Origin of the sequence: Yoonia sediminilitoris (assembly GCF_003058085.1) — a bacterium.
Classification (GTDB): Bacteria; Pseudomonadota; Alphaproteobacteria; order Rhodobacterales; family Rhodobacteraceae; genus Yoonia; species Yoonia sediminilitoris.
Window position 1 is genome coordinate 1 of sequence record NZ_QBUD01000027.1, and the last position, 17913, is coordinate 17913.

Consider the following 17913-nt stretch of genomic DNA (forward strand, 5'->3'; position numbering starts at 1 on the left):
GTCATAGGAGATGAAATGGTCGCTTGGTCAAGCTATAAATCAGAGGCGAAAGCCCGTGGCGCCTTGGCGCTAGAGTTTTATGTCGCGCAAAGCACACCCGCCAAAAAACCAGAGGATGTGAAGGCCGCTTTGCCCGATCATCTGGCCTATCAAGCGGCACTGGAGGAATCTGGAAATCTGGCGTTCGCCGGGCCCATGTCGGATGAGAGCGGCGCATATATGCAGGGCATGGGGCTTATTATCTACCGTGCTGTCAGTCTTGAAGCCGCCCGCGCACTTGCTGAAAGTGACCCGATGCACAAGAGTGGCGCGCGCAGTTTCACATTGCGGCGATGGATGATAAATGAGGGTACACTAAATCTATCTGTTGGACTTTCGACAAAGGCTGTAAGCTTGACGTAACTTCAACGGAACTCGCAGGCTATTAATGTAATGGATGATACCGGATCAAATGAAGGCTCGGCCACGCACGGAGCTTATTTAACGCTGCGGGATATGATTTTGACGGGTGCGCTGCCTGCCAGTCAAAAACTGAAAATCGAACAGTTGCGCGCTATACTTGATACGGGTGCCTCGCCCGTGCGCGAAGCGCTCAGCCTGCTGACCTCGGATATGCTGGTTGAACGCATCGACCAGCGCGGTTTTCGGGCGGCGCCAGCGAATAAAGCAAATTTCGAAGAAATTTTGGCCCTGCGCTGCACCTTGGAAGACCTTGCCTTGCGACAGTCGATTGCAGGAGCAACGCCCAGTTGGGAAGAAAAACTAGTGGTGGTCCATCATCGCATGAAGAAAGCAAGCGACAAGGATCTGGCTGTCTTTGAAGAAGCCCACAAGATTTTCCACATGGCGTTGCTTGCCAATAGCGGTTCCCCGATGTTGGAGCGGTTCTGCTCACAGCTCTATGATCTGAATATCCGCTACCGGTACCTAGCAGCGCGCAGCAGTGCATATCAGCAACGAGACGTATCTGCTGAACATGACGAGATTCTCGACGCTACTATTCAGGGTGACGCTGATCGTGCCTCTGCTGCGCTGTTGCAGCACTACCAGTTGACCGGTGAATATCTGGCGCGCGCGCTGGACACGTAATTTTTTACCGATTTAACTGGACATTTATCGATAATATCGATATTAAATTTCTGACTCATAGCTCGAGGCAGAAATGCAACGCAATCGGTTTCTTGGGGATCTGCTGTCCCAACTTTTCGACAGGCGTAGTTACATGCGCGGAAAGGATGATACGCGCGACATTTTTGAACTATGTCAGGCTTTGTTATCGGCAGAAGGTCAAGTGTCCGGTCTGCGCCTCGCAGCGACTATCCTCGACCGCTATGCCGCATTGGAACAGAACGAAAAAACCGCGTTCTTCCAGTTTCTCAATAACGAACTGGATATTGATGCGCAGCAGGTTGCGCGGTTGGCGACCGAATATGCTAAGACCCCGACGCCTGCGGTGTTCCAAAAGCTATCCACCGCGTCAGAGCCAAAACGCCAAGAGCTGTTCCGCCGCCTGAACCAACCTGTCGGTGCCACTCAGGCGCTGGTTGCGATGCGCGTAGATTTGCTGGCACGCTTGAAAGAAGACTCTGATCTTGCACGCACAAATCTTGATTTGGTGCATTTGCTGCGCAGCTGGTTCAATCGCGGCTTTCTGGTTCTGCAGCAGATCAACTGGGACACCTCGGCACGCATTCTGGACAAAATTGTTGCCTATGAAGCGGTGCACCATATCAATGATCTCGATGACCTACGCCGTAGGCTCTATCCCCCCGATAGGCGCTGTTTTGCGTTCTTTCACCCCGCAATGCCGGACGAGCCCCTGATTTTTGTCGAAGTGGCGCTGACTGCGGATATCCCCGGTTCTATTGACTCTGTATTGTCGGACCATCGCACTCCGCTTGACGCTGATCAGGCGAAAACGGCTGTTTTCTACTCCATCTCGAACTGTCAAAAGGGTCTTGCTGGGATCAGCTTTGGCAACCTCTTGATCAAGCAGGTGGTGTCAGAGCTGTCGATGGCCTGCCCACAAATCGAATCCTATGTCACCCTGTCGCCGATCCCCGGCCTGAACAATTGGCTGGCCACGCAAACAGAAGATGAAAGGCATGGCAACACGGCTCAATCCACCTTGGACGGCACCGCGACCTCCGAAGAGGTACGCGCGATGGCTGCCCGCTATCTTCTGATGGCCAAACGTGATGACGGTCTACCGGTCGATCCGGTGGCCCGGTTCCACTTGGGGAATGGCGCAATGATCCATGACGTTCATGCCAATGCCGACACCTCGCCCAACGGGGCGGCCCAATCCAGCGGGGCGATGGTGAATTACCTCTATGATCTAACGCAAGTCGAACGAAACCACGAGCGTTTCGCGATGGATGCCGCAGTTGTGGCCTCTCGCGGTATGCGTGCTTTGTCTAATGCAACACTCGCGACCCAGACCAAGGAATAGAAGCCGTGACCAACACACTTTACGACGCGCTGATTGCGCCACACGCCCAGTCTGAACGCCCCTTTCTAGACTGCGATGACGGAACGACGCTGACCTATGGGGCATTCGTGCGACGCGTGGCACAGTTGGCGCATGTTTTGGCGGATTCAGGCGTGACACCGGGCGACCGTGTCGTCGTACAGGCCCCCAAAGTGGCCGATGCGATCGCGCTCTACGGAGCAGCCGTGCAGGCCGGGGCTGTTTACCTGCCTCTGAATACTGCCTATACGCAGGCAGAGCTGTCCTATTTCATCGAAGATGCCGACCCACGGGTTGTCGTTTGCGATACCAAGGATCAGCCGGCGATATCCGAGCTTTGCGCGCCCATCAGCGCAACCGTTCTGACTTTGGGCGCGGACGGTGCGGGCAGCTTGCCAGATGCTGCTGACCGTGCCCCCGATCAGTTTCACACGGTGGCGCGTGGTCCCGATGATCTGGCGGCCTTGCTTTATACCTCGGGCACGACCGGACGTTCAAAAGGGGCGATGCTGTCGCATAACAACCTGCTATCCAATGCACGCGCATTGACCGATTTGTGGGAGATCACCGATCAAGACCGATTGATTCATGCTTTGCCGATCTTCCACACCCACGGGCTTTTCGTTGCAATGAATACCAGCTTGCTGGCAGGGGCACACGTGCGGTTCATGGCGGCCTTCAAACCTGATGCCATCATAGCGGAAATCCCCAAATCCACATTGCTGATGGGCGTCCCTACATTTTACACACGCCTGCTCGACGATCCGCGCCTTGCGCGTGATCTTTGTGAGGGCATGCGCCTGTTCGTATCAGGCTCTGCGCCGCTGTTGGCGGAAACACACGCTGCGTTTTCGGAACGGACCGGGCATCAAATTCTTGAACGCTACGGCATGACTGAAACCAACATGATCACGTCAAACCCTTACAATGGTGACCGGATCCCCGGAACTGTGGGCTATCCCCTGCCCGGAACCGAAGTGATTATCACAGACCCGGAGACAGGCGCACCTCTGCCTGCAGGTGAAATCGGCATGATCGAAGTGCGCGGGGACAACGTGTTTCAGGGCTACCGCAACATGCCCGAAAAGACTGCGGAAGAGCTGCGTGCAACCGGTTTCTTCATCACGGGCGATCTGGGCATACAGACGGACGACGGGCGCGTCAGCATTGTTGGTCGCCAGAAAGATCTGATCATTTCGGGTGGTTACAACATTTACCCCAAAGAGATCGAGGATGTGGTCAACGACATCGATGGCGTGCTGGAAAGCGCCGTTTTTGGTGTGCCGCACGCTGATTTCGGCGAAAGCGTTCTGGCCGCGGTTGTTCTGGAACAGGGCGCGGATCTGGGCAGTGACGCAATCGCTGCAAAGGTCGAACCTCTGCTGGCGCGCTTCAAGCACCCGCGTCGATACATCCTGACGGATGCTTTGCCCCGTAATACCATGGGAAAGGTGCAGAAGAATGTCTTGCGCGACGCACACAAAACCTGAATTCCCGAATGCGGCACCTGCTGAAATTCGCCTGACATTGCCACAAAGCCTCAGGGCTCTTATCAACTGATGCTTCGCCCGATGTTGCTGGACCGAATTCCGTAAAAGCGCATTTATTCAAATGTGCTTTGGATATCGGAGGCGACCTCCAGCAGGGCATTCTTGATTGCGGCTCTTTGCCTGTCAAACCGCGACGATGGAACGGGCACGGAAATTGCATGTAATTCGCCATGCCAATCAGTGAAAGCAAATCCAATCGCGGAAACACCGATCGCGTGTTCGTCGAGGTCGTAGGCCAGCCCGCTGCTGCGGACGTCTGCGAGTTCGTGAAGTAGCGCGGAAATGTCTGCCTGAACGCCCGTGCGCGCCCATTCTTTGGTGATTAGCTTGATCGCCTCAGCTTCGGGAAGCTGCGCCAGACATGCCTTGCCATTTGCTGTGGTCGTCAACGGAAAGACCTCACCCACTTTCGAAACCGTTGTAAGCCGATGGGTTCCGGGAACCTGGTCTAGAAACACCATCCCGATACCGCGCATGACGGCAAGATCGGTTGTCTCGCCGGTCTTCTGGGTGATTTCGTTCAACAGCAAACGACAATGCTCAACGATGTTGTACTGCGCTGCGCCAGCCAAAGCGCTGAGTGCAGGGCCGAGGATTAGGCCGCCCCCCCGCGGGGAGGTGACAATAAAATCTTCGTCCATTAGCGCACTGGTGATTCTTTGTACCGTAGAGCGGGCCAGCCCAACCCGCTTTGCGATTTGGCCGAGGCTCAGTCCTGTTTGCTCTCCCTTCAAAGCGCGCAGAACCGCAGCTGCGCGCGCGATGACCTGAATACCAGACCTGCTATTTGTCTCTTCTTTTTCAATCACTTGAATATCTCCGCTTTCAGATCTCCTAGCGGTGCTCATTCAGCCGCGCGCCTCAGTACTGTACCGCACTGCGATGCATGTCAACCGCATGGTGATTTTTTTCTTGACCGTAATGCGATACATCTGCATCACTATGCGGGACGGGTTGGAGGAGCCACCCACAAGAATCAGAAACACAGCGCGCCGGATTTGCGGCGAAAAGAGGAGATGTGCCCAATGGTTGAAATCCGCGGAATTGAATTTCAGGCAAACGACGACAACGACATGGGGCTGGAGTTCGTCAATCTCAGCCACCGCTTTGGCTATCAATGTCCGAACTGGCCATATTTCAAAGACGTCGCAATCGAGCGTAAGCACTATATGGCAAAGTCCGGCGTGCTATCGCAGACGATTACCACAACAATGCACGTCACCACCCACATCGACGCACCGGCGCATGTGGTTCAGGGCACCCCTTTCATCGACGAAGTGCCACTGCCGCATTTCTTTGGTTCCGGTCTGGTGGTTTCGATCCCGAAGAAAAAGTGGGAGTCAATCACCGGTGACGATCTGGAAAAAGCTTGTGGTCATGCAATCCGCAAGGGTGACGTTCTGATCATCAACACCGGTTGGCACAAGGAATATGAAGACGGCGACTATTTCGCATATTGCCCCGGTCTTGTGCAGTCCGCCGCTGACTGGATGGTGGAAAAAGGCGTCAAGGTTGTAGGCCACGACACCCAAGCCAACGATCACCCGCTTGCAACAGCCATCGGCCCGCAGCGCAACGGTCCGATCCTTCCGCATCTCGAAGAGGAATACAAAGAGTGGTCCGGCGGCCGCGACTGGAAAGATGATTTCCCTGAGTGGGAGCCAGTGCACAACACGCTATTCTCCAACGGTATCCTCGGCATTGAAAATGTCGGCGGAGATCTTGATAGCGTCACCGGCAAGCGTGTTACTTTCGCCTTCTTCCCATGGAACTGGGATCGCGGCGATGGTTGTATTATTCGTCTGGTGGCAATCACCGACAAGCAGCAGGCCTACCGTATCGAAGCAGGTGAGGCGTTCTAATGCACCTCAAACGATTTGCCGACGCCGAGACTTATGATGCCCCTAACCATTGGGGCGTCACTGGCCTGCGCCTTCAAGGATTTGAAGATGGCGGCCCCGAGAACCAATGGATCGGCTTTTCGCAGTTTCTCCCTGGGGGGGGCGCTGGCCCTGACAGCACCCCCTTCGAGAAGGTCTATGTCGTTCTTGAAGGCGAGATGACGGTGGAAGTCGACGGCGCCGAGGTCGTTTTGACTACCTTGGATAGCTGCACCATTCCCGCAGGCGAAGTTCGCCGTATCGAGAATAAGACCAATCATATCTGCAAGATGCTGGTCGTAATCCCTTATCCCGACGGCAAAAGACCGGAGTAAGCCCATGTCTTTGGACAATCCACATTCCATGTTTGACGTGAAGGGCAAAGTAGCCCTGATCACAGGGGCCTCTGGCGCGTTCGGGGCTGTCGCCGCGCGCTGTTTGTCCGGCGCGGGCTGCAAGGTTGTGCTTGCCGCTGGTAACGCGGACGCCATGGCCGAAGTCGCCGCGACCTGCACAAACGAGGTGCACCAGATCAAAGGCCGCCCTGACAATGAAGTGGCTTGTGAAGCGATGGTGGAAGAGGCCGCAAAAGTATTCGGCGCTCTCGACATTCTGGTCGTTGCTTCCGGGATGAACAAGGTTGCGATGATCGAAGACATGGAGCCGTCCACCTTCGAGAGAGTCATGGATGCCAACGTCACCCAATCGTGGTTGTTGGCCCGCGCGGCGAGCAAGCAAATGAAGGCGCAAGGCAATGGCGGAAAGATTGTCTTTGTCTCCTCGGCACGGGGGCTTTTGGGGCACCCTGCAGGCTACACCGCCTATTGCGCATCGAAAGCTGCGGTTGACGGCATCACCAAGGCTCTTGGATGCGAATTGGGTCCAACTGGCATTACTGTGAACGCCATCGCGCCTACGGTGTTTCGGTCTCCGCTGACCGCGTGGATGTTTGAAGACACCGAAAAGGCCAGAGCCGTGCGCGAAGGGTTCTTGTCCCGTGTGCCCAAGGGCCGCTTGGGCGAACCCGAAGATTTGGCTGGGCCGCTGCTGTTTCTCTCTTCTGCCGCGTCTGATTTCTACACTGGCCATATTCTGTATGCTGACGGCGGATATACGGCGGGTTGATGGGATGAGAAAAAACATCCAAACCGCAGTCGTTGGCGCTGGCCTTATGGGCCACGGCATTGCGCTTACGCTTGCAAGGGCCGGGCAATATGTGCACATTACCGACCCCATTGAAGAGGCACGCGCGAGCGTCGCCGCGCGCATTTCAGACAGCCTTACGGCGCTAGGCGAGCCTACGGATAACATCCCGAAAATCCTTAATAAAATCGAGATTTCCAACACCACTGCCACGGCTGTGAAGAATGCCGAGTTCGTGTTTGAAGCCGCCCCCGAAAAGCTTGATCTGAAACGCAGGATTTTCGCAGAGATCGAGGAACACGCGCCCGACACCGCGATATTGGCGTCCAATACATCGGTGATGCCCATCACCAAGATCATGGCTGGTTTGCGCCTTAAGAACCGTGCGTTGGGCACTCACTGGTGGAACCCGCCACATATGATCCCTCTGGTCGAAGTTGTCTCTACCGAATGGACGGATGGCGCCGTGGCGGACGAGATGATGGCGCTTCTTGACGACGCCGGAAAGACCCCTGTTCGTGTCAAAAAGGACGTGCCGGGTTTCATTGGTAATCGACTTCAACACGCGCTTTGGCGCGAGGCTATCAGTCTGGTCGAGAACGGTATTTGCGATGCGGAATCTGTGGATACCGTGGTCAAGTCCAGTTTTGGCCGTCGTTTGGCGGTGCTTGGTCCACTTGAGAATGCGGATCTCGTCGGTACCGACTTGACGCTGGATATCCATGAAAATGTTCTGTTCGACCTTGAAAGCCGACAGGCACCTTCGCCGTACCTGGTCAAACTCGTCGAGGACGGACGGCTTGGTATGAAGTCGGGCAAGGGATTTCGGGACTGGACAGAAAGTGAAGCCAACCAACTGCGCGCGCGCGTGGCGCGGCATCTTCGCCGGCTGGACGGAATTTTGCTCGACTGATGATTCAAACAAAACCGGTGCCAACGACCGGTAATAGGGAGGAAAGACATGACCAAGAAAACTTCAACATGGACCCGCCGCAGCTTTGTGGTTGGTGGCACCGCAGCGCTTGCAGCGCCTGCAATCCTGTCAGGCGGCCGCGCCTATGCGGCGAACCCTGTCATCAGGATTGGCCACGTCAGTCCGCGCACTGGCCCACTGGCCGGCTTCGCTGAAGCTGATGATTATGTGCTCGACGCGATTTCAAAAGCGTTTGCCGCTGGTCTTGAAAACAACGGCAAGGCTTACACAGTTGAGATCATATCGAAGGACAGCCAATCGAACCCTAATCGCGCCGCCGAGGTGGCTGCCGATCTAATCCTTGGTGACGAGGTTGATATCATCGTTGCGGCATCCACTCCTGATACCGTCAACCCCGTGTCCGATCAGGCCGAGATCAACGAAGTGCCCTGCATCACGACAGACTGCCCTTGGCAGCCCTATTTCTTTGGCCGCAACGGCGTACCAGGAGAGGGTTTCCAGAACACCTACCACTTCTTTTGGGGGCTAGAGGATGTCATCGGTGCCTTCCTTGATATGTGGGACAAAAGCGGCGTGGCCAAAAAGGTCGGCGGTCTGTTCCCGAATGACGCCGACGGCAACGCGTGGGGGGATGCAGAGCTTGGCCTGCCAAAACCACTGGCTGCTGCTGGCTATGATCTGATTGATCCCGGCCGTTACCAGCCATTGTCTGACGACTACTCTAACCAGATCGCCGCCTTCAAAGCCGCCGGATGCGAGATTGTCACCGGCAACATGATTCCGCCCGACTTTGCGACTTTCTGGGCGCAATCCGCACAGCAGGGTTTTGCGCCCAAAGTTGTGACAATCGGTAAAGCTCTTTTGTTCCCATCCGTTATTGATTCTTTGGGAGAACGTGGCGATGGTCTGTCGTCCGAAGTGTGGTGGTCACCCAACCATCCGTTCAGTTCTTCGCTGACCGGTGCAAGCTCCAAAGAGCTTGCAGATGGATATACGGCGGCGTCGGGTCGCCCGTGGACCCAGCCAATCGGCTTCAAGCACGCATTGTTCGAAGTGGTTGCCGACGTCATCAAACGGGCAGAGGATCTCGAGGATCCGGCTGCGATTGTCGCGGCGATCGCCGCCACGAACCTCGATACAATTACGGGCAACGTAAACTGGGCTAACGGTCCGATCAACAACGTCACCAAGACACCGCTTGTTGCGGGGCAGTGGCAGCGTGATGGCGACAATCTGGACCTGAAAATCGTCGCAAACTCTGGCGCGCCGAACATTCCGCTTACGGGTGAGCTTAAGCTTCTGTCGTAAGGAACCACTTGCGGCGGCGCCCTATTTCGGGTGCCGCCCGCTGAATTCCTGTGAGGTATCATGGCCGCATTGTTGCAGCTTGAAAAAGTAACCAAGTCCTTTGGCGCGGTGACCGTAGCCGACGCGATGAGCTTTGAGGTCAACGCAGGCGAAGCGCTTGGCGTGATCGGTCCGAACGGGGCCGGAAAAACGTCAATGTTCAACCTGATCACCGGAACGCTTGCGCCTGATTCCGGAAAGCTATTGTTCGAGGATGTGGACATTACAAACACCTCTGCCGCCAAAAGATGCAGAGCAGGAATGGCGCGCAGCTTTCAGGTTCCGCAGCCGTTTTCTGGTCTGACCGTGTTTGAAAATGCGATGATTGCGGCCACTCAGGCAGGTGGAATGTCGAGCAGGGCCGCCGAGTCCTTTTGCATCGATGTGCTGCACCAGACCGAGCTTTTGGACCGGGCCAATACATTGGCTGGCGGGCTGACTTTGTTGGGGCGCAAGCGGCTTGAATTGACGCGTGCGCTGTGCGCGCGGCCAAGTTTGTTGATGCTGGACGAAATTGCAGGCGGTCTGACCGAAGCGGAATGTACGTCCCTTGTGCAAACCATCAAAGACATTCACGGACGCGGCGTCACGATCATTTGGATCGAACACGTCGTACATGCGCTTTTGGCTGTTGTTGACAAGCTCATGGTGATCGATTTCGGCCGCAAGATAGCCGAGGGCGAGCCACGCGCGATCATGGAGAGCCCCGAAGTCCAAGAAATCTATCTGGGGATCGAAGTTGATGCCTGAACCAATTCTAAAGATCAGCGGACTTGATGCCTTTTATGAAGATTTTCAGGCGCTTTACGGTATCGACCTTGAGGTCGCGCAAGGTGAAGTCCTGGCGATTATCGGCGCCAACGGGGCTGGCAAGACAACATTGATGCGATCCATTTCGGGCCTGACGCAGAACAAGGCCGACATGGTGACATTTCGTGGCGACCGGATTGGCGCTTTGCGTGCTGATGAAGTGGCTGAAAAGGGCATCGCCTTGGTGCCTGAAGGGCGACAGCTGTTCCCCTCACTGTCGGTCGAAGAGAATCTTTTGATCGGGGGGCAGATTGGCCGGAAAGGCCCTTGGTCGCTTTCTGCGGTTTATGAGCTGTTCCCGATTTTGCAGGAACGCCGCAATCAACAATCGACTTCGCTGTCGGGTGGTCAGCAGCAGATGGTCGCGATTGGCCGCGCGCTGATGGCAAACCCTGACCTGATCCTGTTCGATGAGATCAGCCTTGGCCTTGCACCAATCATCATCAAAGACATCTATGCCGCCCTGCCGGGCATTATCGGCGAAGGCATGAGCGCACTGATCGTCGAGCAGGATATCACCAAGGCGCTGTCCGTATCGCAACGTTTCTACTGCCTGCAAGAGGGGCGCGTGTCCCTTGAAGGCGCATCCGCAACAGTCGCACGCGAAGACATTTCGCGCGCGTATTTCGGGGTCGAATAACATGGATTGGGTTAATGCAGTCGTGCAGGGCACGTTGCTTGGTGGGCTATACGCGCTTTTTGCGGCGGGGCTTTCGCTGATCTTCGGGGTCATGCGTTTGGTGAATATCGCCCATGGCGACTTCATCGTGCTGGGGGCCTATCTCGGGCTCTCCGTTACGACGCTGTTGGGGCTTCATCCATTGGTGGCCCTGCTGTTGGTCGTGCCTGCGATGGCACTCATCGGTTATGTCCTGCAACGCGGCATTCTGAACCAAACCCTTGGCAAAGATATTCTGCCGCCGCTTTTGGTGACGTTCGGGCTGTCCGTCATTATACAGAACGGTTTGTTGGAAGTGTACTCCGCCGATCCGCAAAAGATGAACGCAGGTGCATTGGAAACGGCAAGTGTTCCGCTTGGTGGGCTGTCTTTGGGCGTGCTTCCTGTGCTGACCTTCGGCATCGCTGTCGCTGTGATCGCGTCTTTGCAGTGGATGTTCTATAGCACGGCGCTTGGTCGCGCTTTCCGCGCCACATCGGACAATCAGGAAATCGCCCAGTTAATGGGGCTGAACCGGCGCCATATCTTTGGTCTGGCCATGGCGCTTGCGCTGGGGGTGACCGCGATTGCAGGTATTCTGTTGGGCATTCGCACCAGTTTTGACCCCTCCATAGGCGGCGGTCGGCTTATCTTTGGCTTTGAGGCCGTGATCATTGGCGGGCTTGGCAACCTGTGGGGCACGCTAATTGGTGGGGTGATCCTTGGCGTCGCGCAAACCATTGGCGCCAAGATTGACCCCGGATGGCAGCTTTTGGCTGGTCACATCGTATTCCTTGCCATTCTGGCCGTGCGCCCCAACGGGCTATTCCCGAGGATTAATGAATGAGCACGTCTGATTTACAAGTTACGCGCAAATCGCCGGTGACAACAGTGGCAGCTATCCTCGGCTTGATTGTCTTGATCACGTTGGTCGCCGCACCCTATTGGGCGGGCCGTGCGGATATGCGGCTGATGGGCGAAATCTTTCTCTATCTCGCATTGGCCAGCCTGTGGAACCTTATGGCTGGCTACGCGGGCCTCGTTTCGGTTGGTCAGCAGGCTTACGTGGGTTTCGGTGGCTATATGCTGTTCGCGTTAACCATGTTCGGTGGGCTGCACCCAATTGGTGCGATTGCGGTTGCCGGAGTGTTGGGCGCTGTGATCGCCTTACCGGTCGCATTCCTGATCTTCCGCTTGCGCGGGGCCTACTTCGCCATCGGCACATGGGTCATTGCCGAGGTGTTCCGCCTGTCTTTTGCTCAGGTCTCGGCTTTGGGCGGTGGCTCGGGATCATCTCTGCCTGTGGGCATCGTTCGCTCGCTTGCATCCTCACGTGCCGGGCGCGAACACCTGAGCTATTGGTTGGCACTCGCGTCTGCCGTTATCGTCATTGCGGCGGTCTACTTCTTCATGCGGTCGCGCAGCGGGTTGGCGCTGATGGCGATCCGTGACAACGAAATGGCGGCGGGTTCGCTGGGCATCGAAATCTGGCGGACAAAGTTCATCGTCTACATCGTGACCTCTGCTCTTACGGCGATGATAGGTGCACTGATCTTCCTTCAAAAGTTGCGCATTTCACCGGACGCCGCGTTTTCGGTCAACGACTGGACGGCATTTGTGATCTTTATCGTTGTGATTGGCGGCATCGGGACAATCGAAGGCCCGATCATTGGCACGCTCGTTTTCTTCTTGCTGCGTGAAACGCTGGCCGATCTGGGCACCATTTATCTGATGGTCTTGGGAGTGGTGGCCATCGTGCTCATGCTCAAGGCGCCCAAGGGCATCTGGGGATTAATCCGAAGCCGCTTTGATCTGGAATTGTTCCCTCTCAGCTATCGCGTGAAACCTAATAAACCTCTCAGAAAGTGTTGAATCGAATGGCGAAGAAAAAACAGAAAACCATCATCACCTGCGCCGTTACAGGTGCAATCCATACACCTACGATGTCCGAAGGTTTACCATTCACCTATGAAGACATCACCAAGCAGGCCGTAGACGCGGCCGAAGCTGGTGCCTCTATCCTGCACCTGCATGCGCGCGATAACGAGACAGGAGCTCCATCTGTTGCAATCGAGGACTTCGCGCCATTTTTGCCGCGGATCAAGCAGGCAACAGATGCTGTCGTGAACATCTCTACAGGGGGATCGCTGACCCTTTCGATCCAGGACCGGATCAACCCCGCTAAGATTTTCTCACCCGAAATGTGTTCCATGAACATGGGTTCCATGAATTTTTCATTCCACCCGCTCGCCGGTCGTTACAAAGACGAAGACTGGAAATTCGATTGGGAAAAGGACTACGTCAAGAATTCAGACGGAAACATCTTCCGGAATACCTTCCGTGACATCAAAGAAGCGGCGGAAACCCTCGCCCCGCATGACGTGAAATTCGAGCATGAATGCTATGATGTCGGTCACCTCTATAACCTGAAATTCTGCATGGATATCGGCCTGTTCAAGGCGCCGGTATTCATTCAATTCATCTTCGGTATCCTTGGCGGTATCGGCTCGGAAATCGAAAATCTGGTATTCATGAAGAATACAGCAGACCGACTGTTCGGTGACGATTACCGTTGGTCAGTGTTGGGCGCTGGCGGAGCGCAGATGACGCTGGGTACTACGGCTAGCCAGATGGGCGGCAACGTGCGCGTAGGGCTTGAGGATAGCCTGTTCATCTCCCGCGGAAAACTGGCTGAGAGTAACGCACAGCAGGTCGCCAAGATCCGTCGCATCGTTGAGGACCTCGGCTGTGAGGTTGCCAGCCCGGACGAGGCCCGCGAGATACTGGATCTCAAGGGCGGAGACAGGGTGGCCTTTTGACACGAAAGTCCTGTGAATAGTGGCCGACCAGTTGCGGTAGGACCACATCGGTTTGTACGGGGCGGAACTTATCTATTCTCCCAATACCGACTGGGCTCTCCTCGCGCGGAATGCGTTTTGATCACGCTTCTGTCCAGTGGCCTGAGCCGCATGAGCCTTTAGACGGCGCGCTACCTCCGCAGCTAGGGATCTACCTGGTGGGTGCGGTCAGACTAATTCGAACTAGTCTCAGTTCACTGCCGAATGTGTGCAATTACTCGAAACAGAGCTCGCGCCACTAAGTAAGTGCGGCGGTTCGGTTGAGCTTGAAATTGCCGCGTGAGTAGAGTTGGCGTTCCCGATTGAAATGGTTGTGTACGGAAGAGAAAACGGCGGCGAATGTCTGCAGACATCGCATTTGCCTGAAGCGGAGCATGGCCCTCTCGCGTTTTCGAAACGGCAGGTGTGTGTTCTCGGCGCGATTGTTGAGCCAGCGACCAGTCTCTTGACGTTTAGAGTTGCCGATCTCTTTGATTGCAGCACCGTAGGACGTCAGTTCGTCCGTAAAGATGGTTTCAGGTTGGCCGTAGCTCCTCATGGATTTTCTAAGGAATTTCAACGCTGCTTTGAGATCCCGGCGCTTTGTAACATAGCTTTCCTACACTTCTGCTTCGTGATCAACGGCACGCCACAGGTAATGCGTCTCGCCGTTGATCTTCACGAAAACCTCATCAAGATGCCACTGCCAGTTTGACTAGGATCGCATCCGGCTGATCCGACTTCTGCGGATCTCGGACGCGAACATCGGGCCAAATCTGTTCCACCAAAACCGCACCGTTTCGTGACTGATTTCGATACCACGCTCATGAAGGAGACCTTCAACATTCCGCAGCGACAGCGGAAAGCGGACGTAAAGCATCGTTGCCGGGCCGATGATTTCAGGGCTGGTTTTGAAGTAGCGAAATGGACAGTGTTTTGTCATCCAAAGAGGCTAGGTCGCTGTGCCGCCTGCCTCAAGCGGGTTTTGTCTGACAGTGCCGGCCAGACAGGTCGCGGCAACGGCGCCTGCGATTAGGTTTGACTTGGTCATGGTTTCTTCCCTTGGCTTCTTAACCCGCGGCGTGATCCGGCATTTGCCGCCCATCGCTTTCGAGTTCGGCCTTGTCCCGGTAGCCAATGTAGATTCCGGGTGGCTCTTTGTTGTCTGTCATTCGTTCGATCTGGACGGCACTTCTGGTGATGCGGGAATGGTGCTGACGGGTCCATTCGAAATGGAGGTCCCGCAATCGGGCGAGTTCGGTCGCATGCTCGGGATCGGTCGCCAGATCACGCAATTCGTCGGGGTCGTTCTTCAGATCGAACAGAAGCGGCCGCATTTTTTCCACATGAACGTATTTCCAGCGCCCGTCGAATACCATGGTCAAGCGTGCGTCCGCCTGATCTACGCCGACCTCGCGGCGAGAGTCCCGGGTAGCATAGTCATATTCGGAAACTGCAAATTCGCGCCACTCCGTGGTCGCGCCATGCATCAAGTCGGACAACGACCTGCCTTCAAGAATGTGCGGTTTGTCCTCTCCTCCGAAGAAGTCAAGAAATGTGGGAACCAGATCGATGCCTTCCACCAATGCGTCGACCGCCGTGCCGCGTGTCCCGTCTGCTTCGGCCCTCGGGTCATAGACAAGCAGCGGAATGCGGGCAGAACAATCGTAGAAGAGGTCCTTTTCGCCCAACCAGTGGTCGCCCATATTATCGCCATGGTCAGAGCAGAAGACGATCATCGTGTCGTCCATGCGACCGCTGTCGCGCAGATAGGAAAACAACCGGCCCAACTGATCATCCAGTTCCTTGATCAGGCCCATATAACAAACACCGGCCAGATCGCGGACATCGTCCCGGGCCATGCTCTTGCAGACCCGCATGTTCATCCAGGCCTGCATTAGTTGATGATCCGTCTGACGTTCTTCATCGTTGCGCACTACCGACGGCAAGTCCGCCGCAGTGTACATATCGTTATACGGCGCTGGCGCGAGAAAGGGCCAATGCGGCTTGATATAGCTTAAGTGGCACAGCCAAGGTTGATCGCCTTGCGCCTCGATGTACTCGATACCGCGCGTGGTCAACCATGCAGTTTCAGAGTGTTCCTTAGGCACCCGCGCAGGCAGAGGCGCGTTTTCGATGACCCAACCTGTGCGCATCTCCCCGTCTGGTCCGATCGCTGTGTTGGCCCATTCTTCCCACGGGTTGTCGCCATCCATACCATTATCACGAAGGTATTGGTCGTAATCTTCACCGCAACGGCCCGGATAGTCGCTGTGGTTGGTCCCGTCGTCGCGCACAAAAACGTCAAACCCGCATTGGGCGACCAAAGCGCCGATGGTGCTTTCCGGCGTGATGCCCAGACGTTGCATCCCCTCTTGGTCGGGTGTCATATGGGTCTTTCCGACAAGTGAACATTTGACCCCGATCTCGCGCAAGTGATCGCCCAGCGTCGGTTCGCCCACGCGCAAAGGAAAGCCGTTCCAAGTCGATCCGTGGCTGCGGACATAGCGACCGGTATAAAAGCTCATCCGGCTTGGGCCGCAAATCGGCGATTGCACGTAGGCACGGTTGAAGCGCATGCCCTGAGATGCCAGCCAGTCCAAATTGGGCGTATCGATGTGATCGGTCCCGTAACAGCTGAGATAGTCCCACCGAAGCTGGTCTGCCATGATCCACAAGACGTTCCGCGCGGCCTTTGTCATGTTGCTTCCCTAGCAGCCGCAAAGCGGGCGCAGGTACGCCAGCCACCTGTTTCAGCGATGGATGTTGAGAGCTGTTTAATCATTTTCACTCCAAGGATTGGCTCAATGGCAAAACCCATTGAGCCAATCCTTGACGGTATCTACATATCAGTCCAATAATAAGATGGCACATTAACTTTACTTTTTGATATGTTTATAGATCCAAAAAACTTGGAACAATTGGCGGCCGTCGTTGAGCATGGAACTTTGCAGGAGGCTGCACGGCAGCTGCGCACCTCGCAACCCGCGCTAAGCCGGATGATCAGCAATCTGGAAAACAGGCTTGGAGTTAAGCTGTTTGAGCGAAGTAGTCGCCCTTTGATCCCAACGGAAATTGGATTGAAGCTCTCGCAACGCGGTCGTGCTATTAAAACAATCCGCGAGCGGGCATACGAAGACGTTCAGCTGGGGCTGAAAGGACTAAGCGGCGTCCTTACAATCGGCGCGCCACCCTTCCTGTGCGAACGATTAGTGGGCGATGCGATATCCACTTTTCTGCGGGAACGTCCCAGTATCCTGGTCAAGCTTAGGTCAGACTATTTTCCTCAACTCGAACGCTATGTCGCGCTGAATCAGGTCGACGCGCTTATCTGCCCGCTCAGGTTGCTGGCGTCCCCCAAGAAAGACCTAGTCGTCGAGTCATTGTTTGAAGATGAACATGTTGTTGTTCTGCGCAAGGATCATGCTCTTACGAAGAAATCAACCATCGATGCCAACGATCTCCAGAGCGCGACTTGGATCAGTCATGCAGAACACAGCATGTTGCGCTCTGACATGGCGACAGCCCTCACATCGTTCGGCGTTGAGAATTTGCATATTGCCTTTCAAAGTGAATCTTCCGGCGCCATCATGGAAATGCTTCGCAGCACAGATTTTCTGACGGTTCTTCCGCGCTATGCCATTCTGGGCGACCAAGCCAAGGACAGACTTGCAGAACTGCCTGTCAGGTTCGTCACCTCGGCAATGACAGTCGGAATAGTAACGCCACGCAATCGCTTGGAAAGCCCACTTCTTGCAGCCTTCACAAACCATATGCGCAGCTATGTACAGAATGACCTCCATGCGAGGTATCGGCTTTCGCACTCGGAGAAGCATCGTTAAGCGCGATACAGCCTTCCTCGCAACATAAGGCAGGGAACTGCTCGCGAGCGCGCATGCCAAGTGACGATGTGTCTAATCAGGAACCGTCCGCTTTGCGGTGGAGTGTTGCGTTAATCGTCCAGAGGTTGAGATTCTGTGCCGTTCGGCACTGCAGCCTCCAGCAATGCGCCATCAACTTCAAGCTCCACGTTCAGAAGGTTAAAGGTAAGGCGTTTCTTAGTGCTGTTCCGTGAAGTGTGATGCCCAAGAACGGCCCTTGCCAAGTGAATCCTGCAACATCGGGAGGAGCCCTTCACCTGTCCTGAAAGCTGCGCTGATCCCGCCTTTGTTGCATTGCCTCGGCACACAACGGCGATTTGAAAGGGACAGCCGATTATTGACCCCGATGCGCCATCTGCCTTCGAATAAGCCAATTCCCATCAGACCGCCTAGCCCAAAAAGA

At 55.4% G+C, this 17913-nt stretch carries 18 protein-coding genes and 1 pseudogene; 15 read left to right on the plus strand and 4 right to left on the minus strand.

Going from position 1 to position 17913, the window contains the following annotated elements:
• The 4 genes from C8N45_RS22250 to C8N45_RS22265 all read left to right on the plus strand — a co-directional run.
• Positions 1-402, plus strand: a 402-nt coding sequence (locus C8N45_RS22250) for a YciI family protein (protein WP_245882821.1), incomplete at its 5' end; no start/stop codon positions are given.
• A gap of 30 nt (positions 403-432) precedes the next feature.
• Positions 433-1089: a GntR family transcriptional regulator gene (locus C8N45_RS22255; RefSeq protein ID WP_108389143.1), complete on the plus strand. Its 657-nt coding sequence runs from the start codon at positions 433-435 to the stop codon at positions 1087-1089.
• Between the two features lie 133 nt (positions 1090-1222).
• Positions 1223-2452 (plus strand): malonyl-CoA decarboxylase domain-containing protein, encoded by a 1230-nt coding sequence (locus C8N45_RS22260; protein WP_245882822.1) that lies wholly within the window; start codon positions 1223-1225, stop codon positions 2450-2452.
• A gap of 5 nt (positions 2453-2457) precedes the next feature.
• A complete protein-coding gene (locus C8N45_RS22265) occupies positions 2458-3960 on the plus strand; it encodes a malonate--CoA ligase (protein WP_108389147.1) in 1503 nt (500 codons plus the stop codon).
• Between the two features lie 113 nt (positions 3961-4073).
• Here C8N45_RS22265 and C8N45_RS22270 read toward each other — a convergent pair whose 3' ends face one another.
• Positions 4074-4829, minus strand: a complete 756-nt coding sequence (locus C8N45_RS22270; protein WP_211095502.1) for an IclR family transcriptional regulator — start codon at positions 4827-4829, stop codon at positions 4074-4076.
• A 216-nt stretch (positions 4830-5045) separates the two neighbouring features.
• On the opposite strand from C8N45_RS22270, the gene C8N45_RS22275 reads away from it, so the two are divergent.
• The 10 genes from C8N45_RS22275 to kce are packed head-to-tail and all read left to right on the plus strand — an operon-like array spanning position 5046 to position 13611.
• A complete protein-coding gene (locus tag C8N45_RS22275) occupies positions 5046-5882 on the plus strand; it encodes a cyclase family protein (protein ID WP_211095503.1) in 837 nt (278 codons plus the stop codon).
• Complete coding sequence (locus C8N45_RS22280; RefSeq protein ID WP_108389151.1) at positions 5882-6235, plus strand: cupin domain-containing protein; 354 nt, start codon at positions 5882-5884, stop codon at positions 6233-6235. Before C8N45_RS22275 ends, C8N45_RS22280 begins: the two co-directional genes overlap by 1 nt.
• 4 nt (positions 6236-6239) lie before the next feature.
• Positions 6240-7025: an SDR family NAD(P)-dependent oxidoreductase gene (locus tag C8N45_RS22285; protein ID WP_108389153.1), complete on the plus strand. Its 786-nt coding sequence runs from the start codon at positions 6240-6242 to the stop codon at positions 7023-7025.
• Positions 7026-7029: 4 nt separating this feature from the next.
• Positions 7030-7956, plus strand: coding sequence for a 3-hydroxyacyl-CoA dehydrogenase family protein (locus tag C8N45_RS22290; protein ID WP_108389175.1), 927 nt, complete (start codon positions 7030-7032; stop codon positions 7954-7956).
• A 48-nt stretch (positions 7957-8004) separates the two neighbouring features.
• A complete protein-coding gene (locus C8N45_RS22295) occupies positions 8005-9285 on the plus strand; it encodes an ABC transporter substrate-binding protein (protein ID WP_108389155.1) in 1281 nt (426 codons plus the stop codon).
• A gap of 60 nt (positions 9286-9345) precedes the next feature.
• Positions 9346-10074: an ABC transporter ATP-binding protein gene (locus C8N45_RS22300; RefSeq protein ID WP_108389157.1), complete on the plus strand. Its 729-nt coding sequence runs from the start codon at positions 9346-9348 to the stop codon at positions 10072-10074.
• A complete protein-coding gene (locus C8N45_RS22305) occupies positions 10067-10774 on the plus strand; it encodes an ABC transporter ATP-binding protein (protein WP_108389159.1) in 708 nt (235 codons plus the stop codon). The genes C8N45_RS22300 and C8N45_RS22305 overlap by 8 nt, the downstream gene beginning before the upstream one ends.
• A 1-nt stretch (position 10775) precedes the next feature.
• Positions 10776-11639 carry a branched-chain amino acid ABC transporter permease gene (locus C8N45_RS22310; RefSeq protein ID WP_108389161.1) on the plus strand — a complete coding sequence of 288 codons (864 nt, stop codon included), beginning with the start codon at positions 10776-10778 and terminating at the stop codon, positions 11637-11639.
• A complete protein-coding gene (locus C8N45_RS22315) occupies positions 11636-12664 on the plus strand; it encodes a branched-chain amino acid ABC transporter permease (RefSeq protein WP_108389163.1) in 1029 nt (342 codons plus the stop codon). The genes C8N45_RS22310 and C8N45_RS22315 overlap by 4 nt, the downstream gene beginning before the upstream one ends.
• A gap of 5 nt (positions 12665-12669) precedes the next feature.
• On the plus strand, positions 12670-13611 hold the full coding sequence (kce, locus tag C8N45_RS22320; protein ID WP_108389165.1) for a 3,5-dioxohexanoate:acetyl-CoA acetone transferase: 942 nt from the start codon (positions 12670-12672) through the stop codon (positions 13609-13611).
• Positions 13612-13888: 277 nt separating this feature from the next.
• On the opposite strand, the pseudogene C8N45_RS22325 reads toward kce, so the two are convergent.
• From C8N45_RS22325 to C8N45_RS23985, 3 genes and pseudogenes are all read right to left on the minus strand, one after another.
• Positions 13889-14572 (minus strand): annotated as a pseudogene (locus C8N45_RS22325) (IS6 family transposase).
• A gap of 127 nt (positions 14573-14699) precedes the next feature.
• Positions 14700-16331, minus strand: coding sequence for an alkaline phosphatase family protein (locus C8N45_RS22330; RefSeq protein WP_108389167.1), 1632 nt, complete (start codon positions 16329-16331; stop codon positions 14700-14702).
• Positions 16328-16450, minus strand: a complete 123-nt coding sequence (locus C8N45_RS23985) for a hypothetical protein (protein WP_258793379.1) — start codon at positions 16448-16450, stop codon at positions 16328-16330. Before C8N45_RS23985 ends, C8N45_RS22330 begins: the two co-directional genes overlap by 4 nt.
• 91 nt (positions 16451-16541) lie before the next feature.
• Here C8N45_RS23985 and C8N45_RS22335 point away from each other — a divergent pair, with 91 nt between their 5' ends.
• On the plus strand, positions 16542-17471 hold the full coding sequence (locus C8N45_RS22335) for a LysR family transcriptional regulator (RefSeq protein ID WP_168769565.1): 930 nt from the start codon (positions 16542-16544) through the stop codon (positions 17469-17471).
• Positions 17472-17913 lie beyond the last annotated feature (442 nt).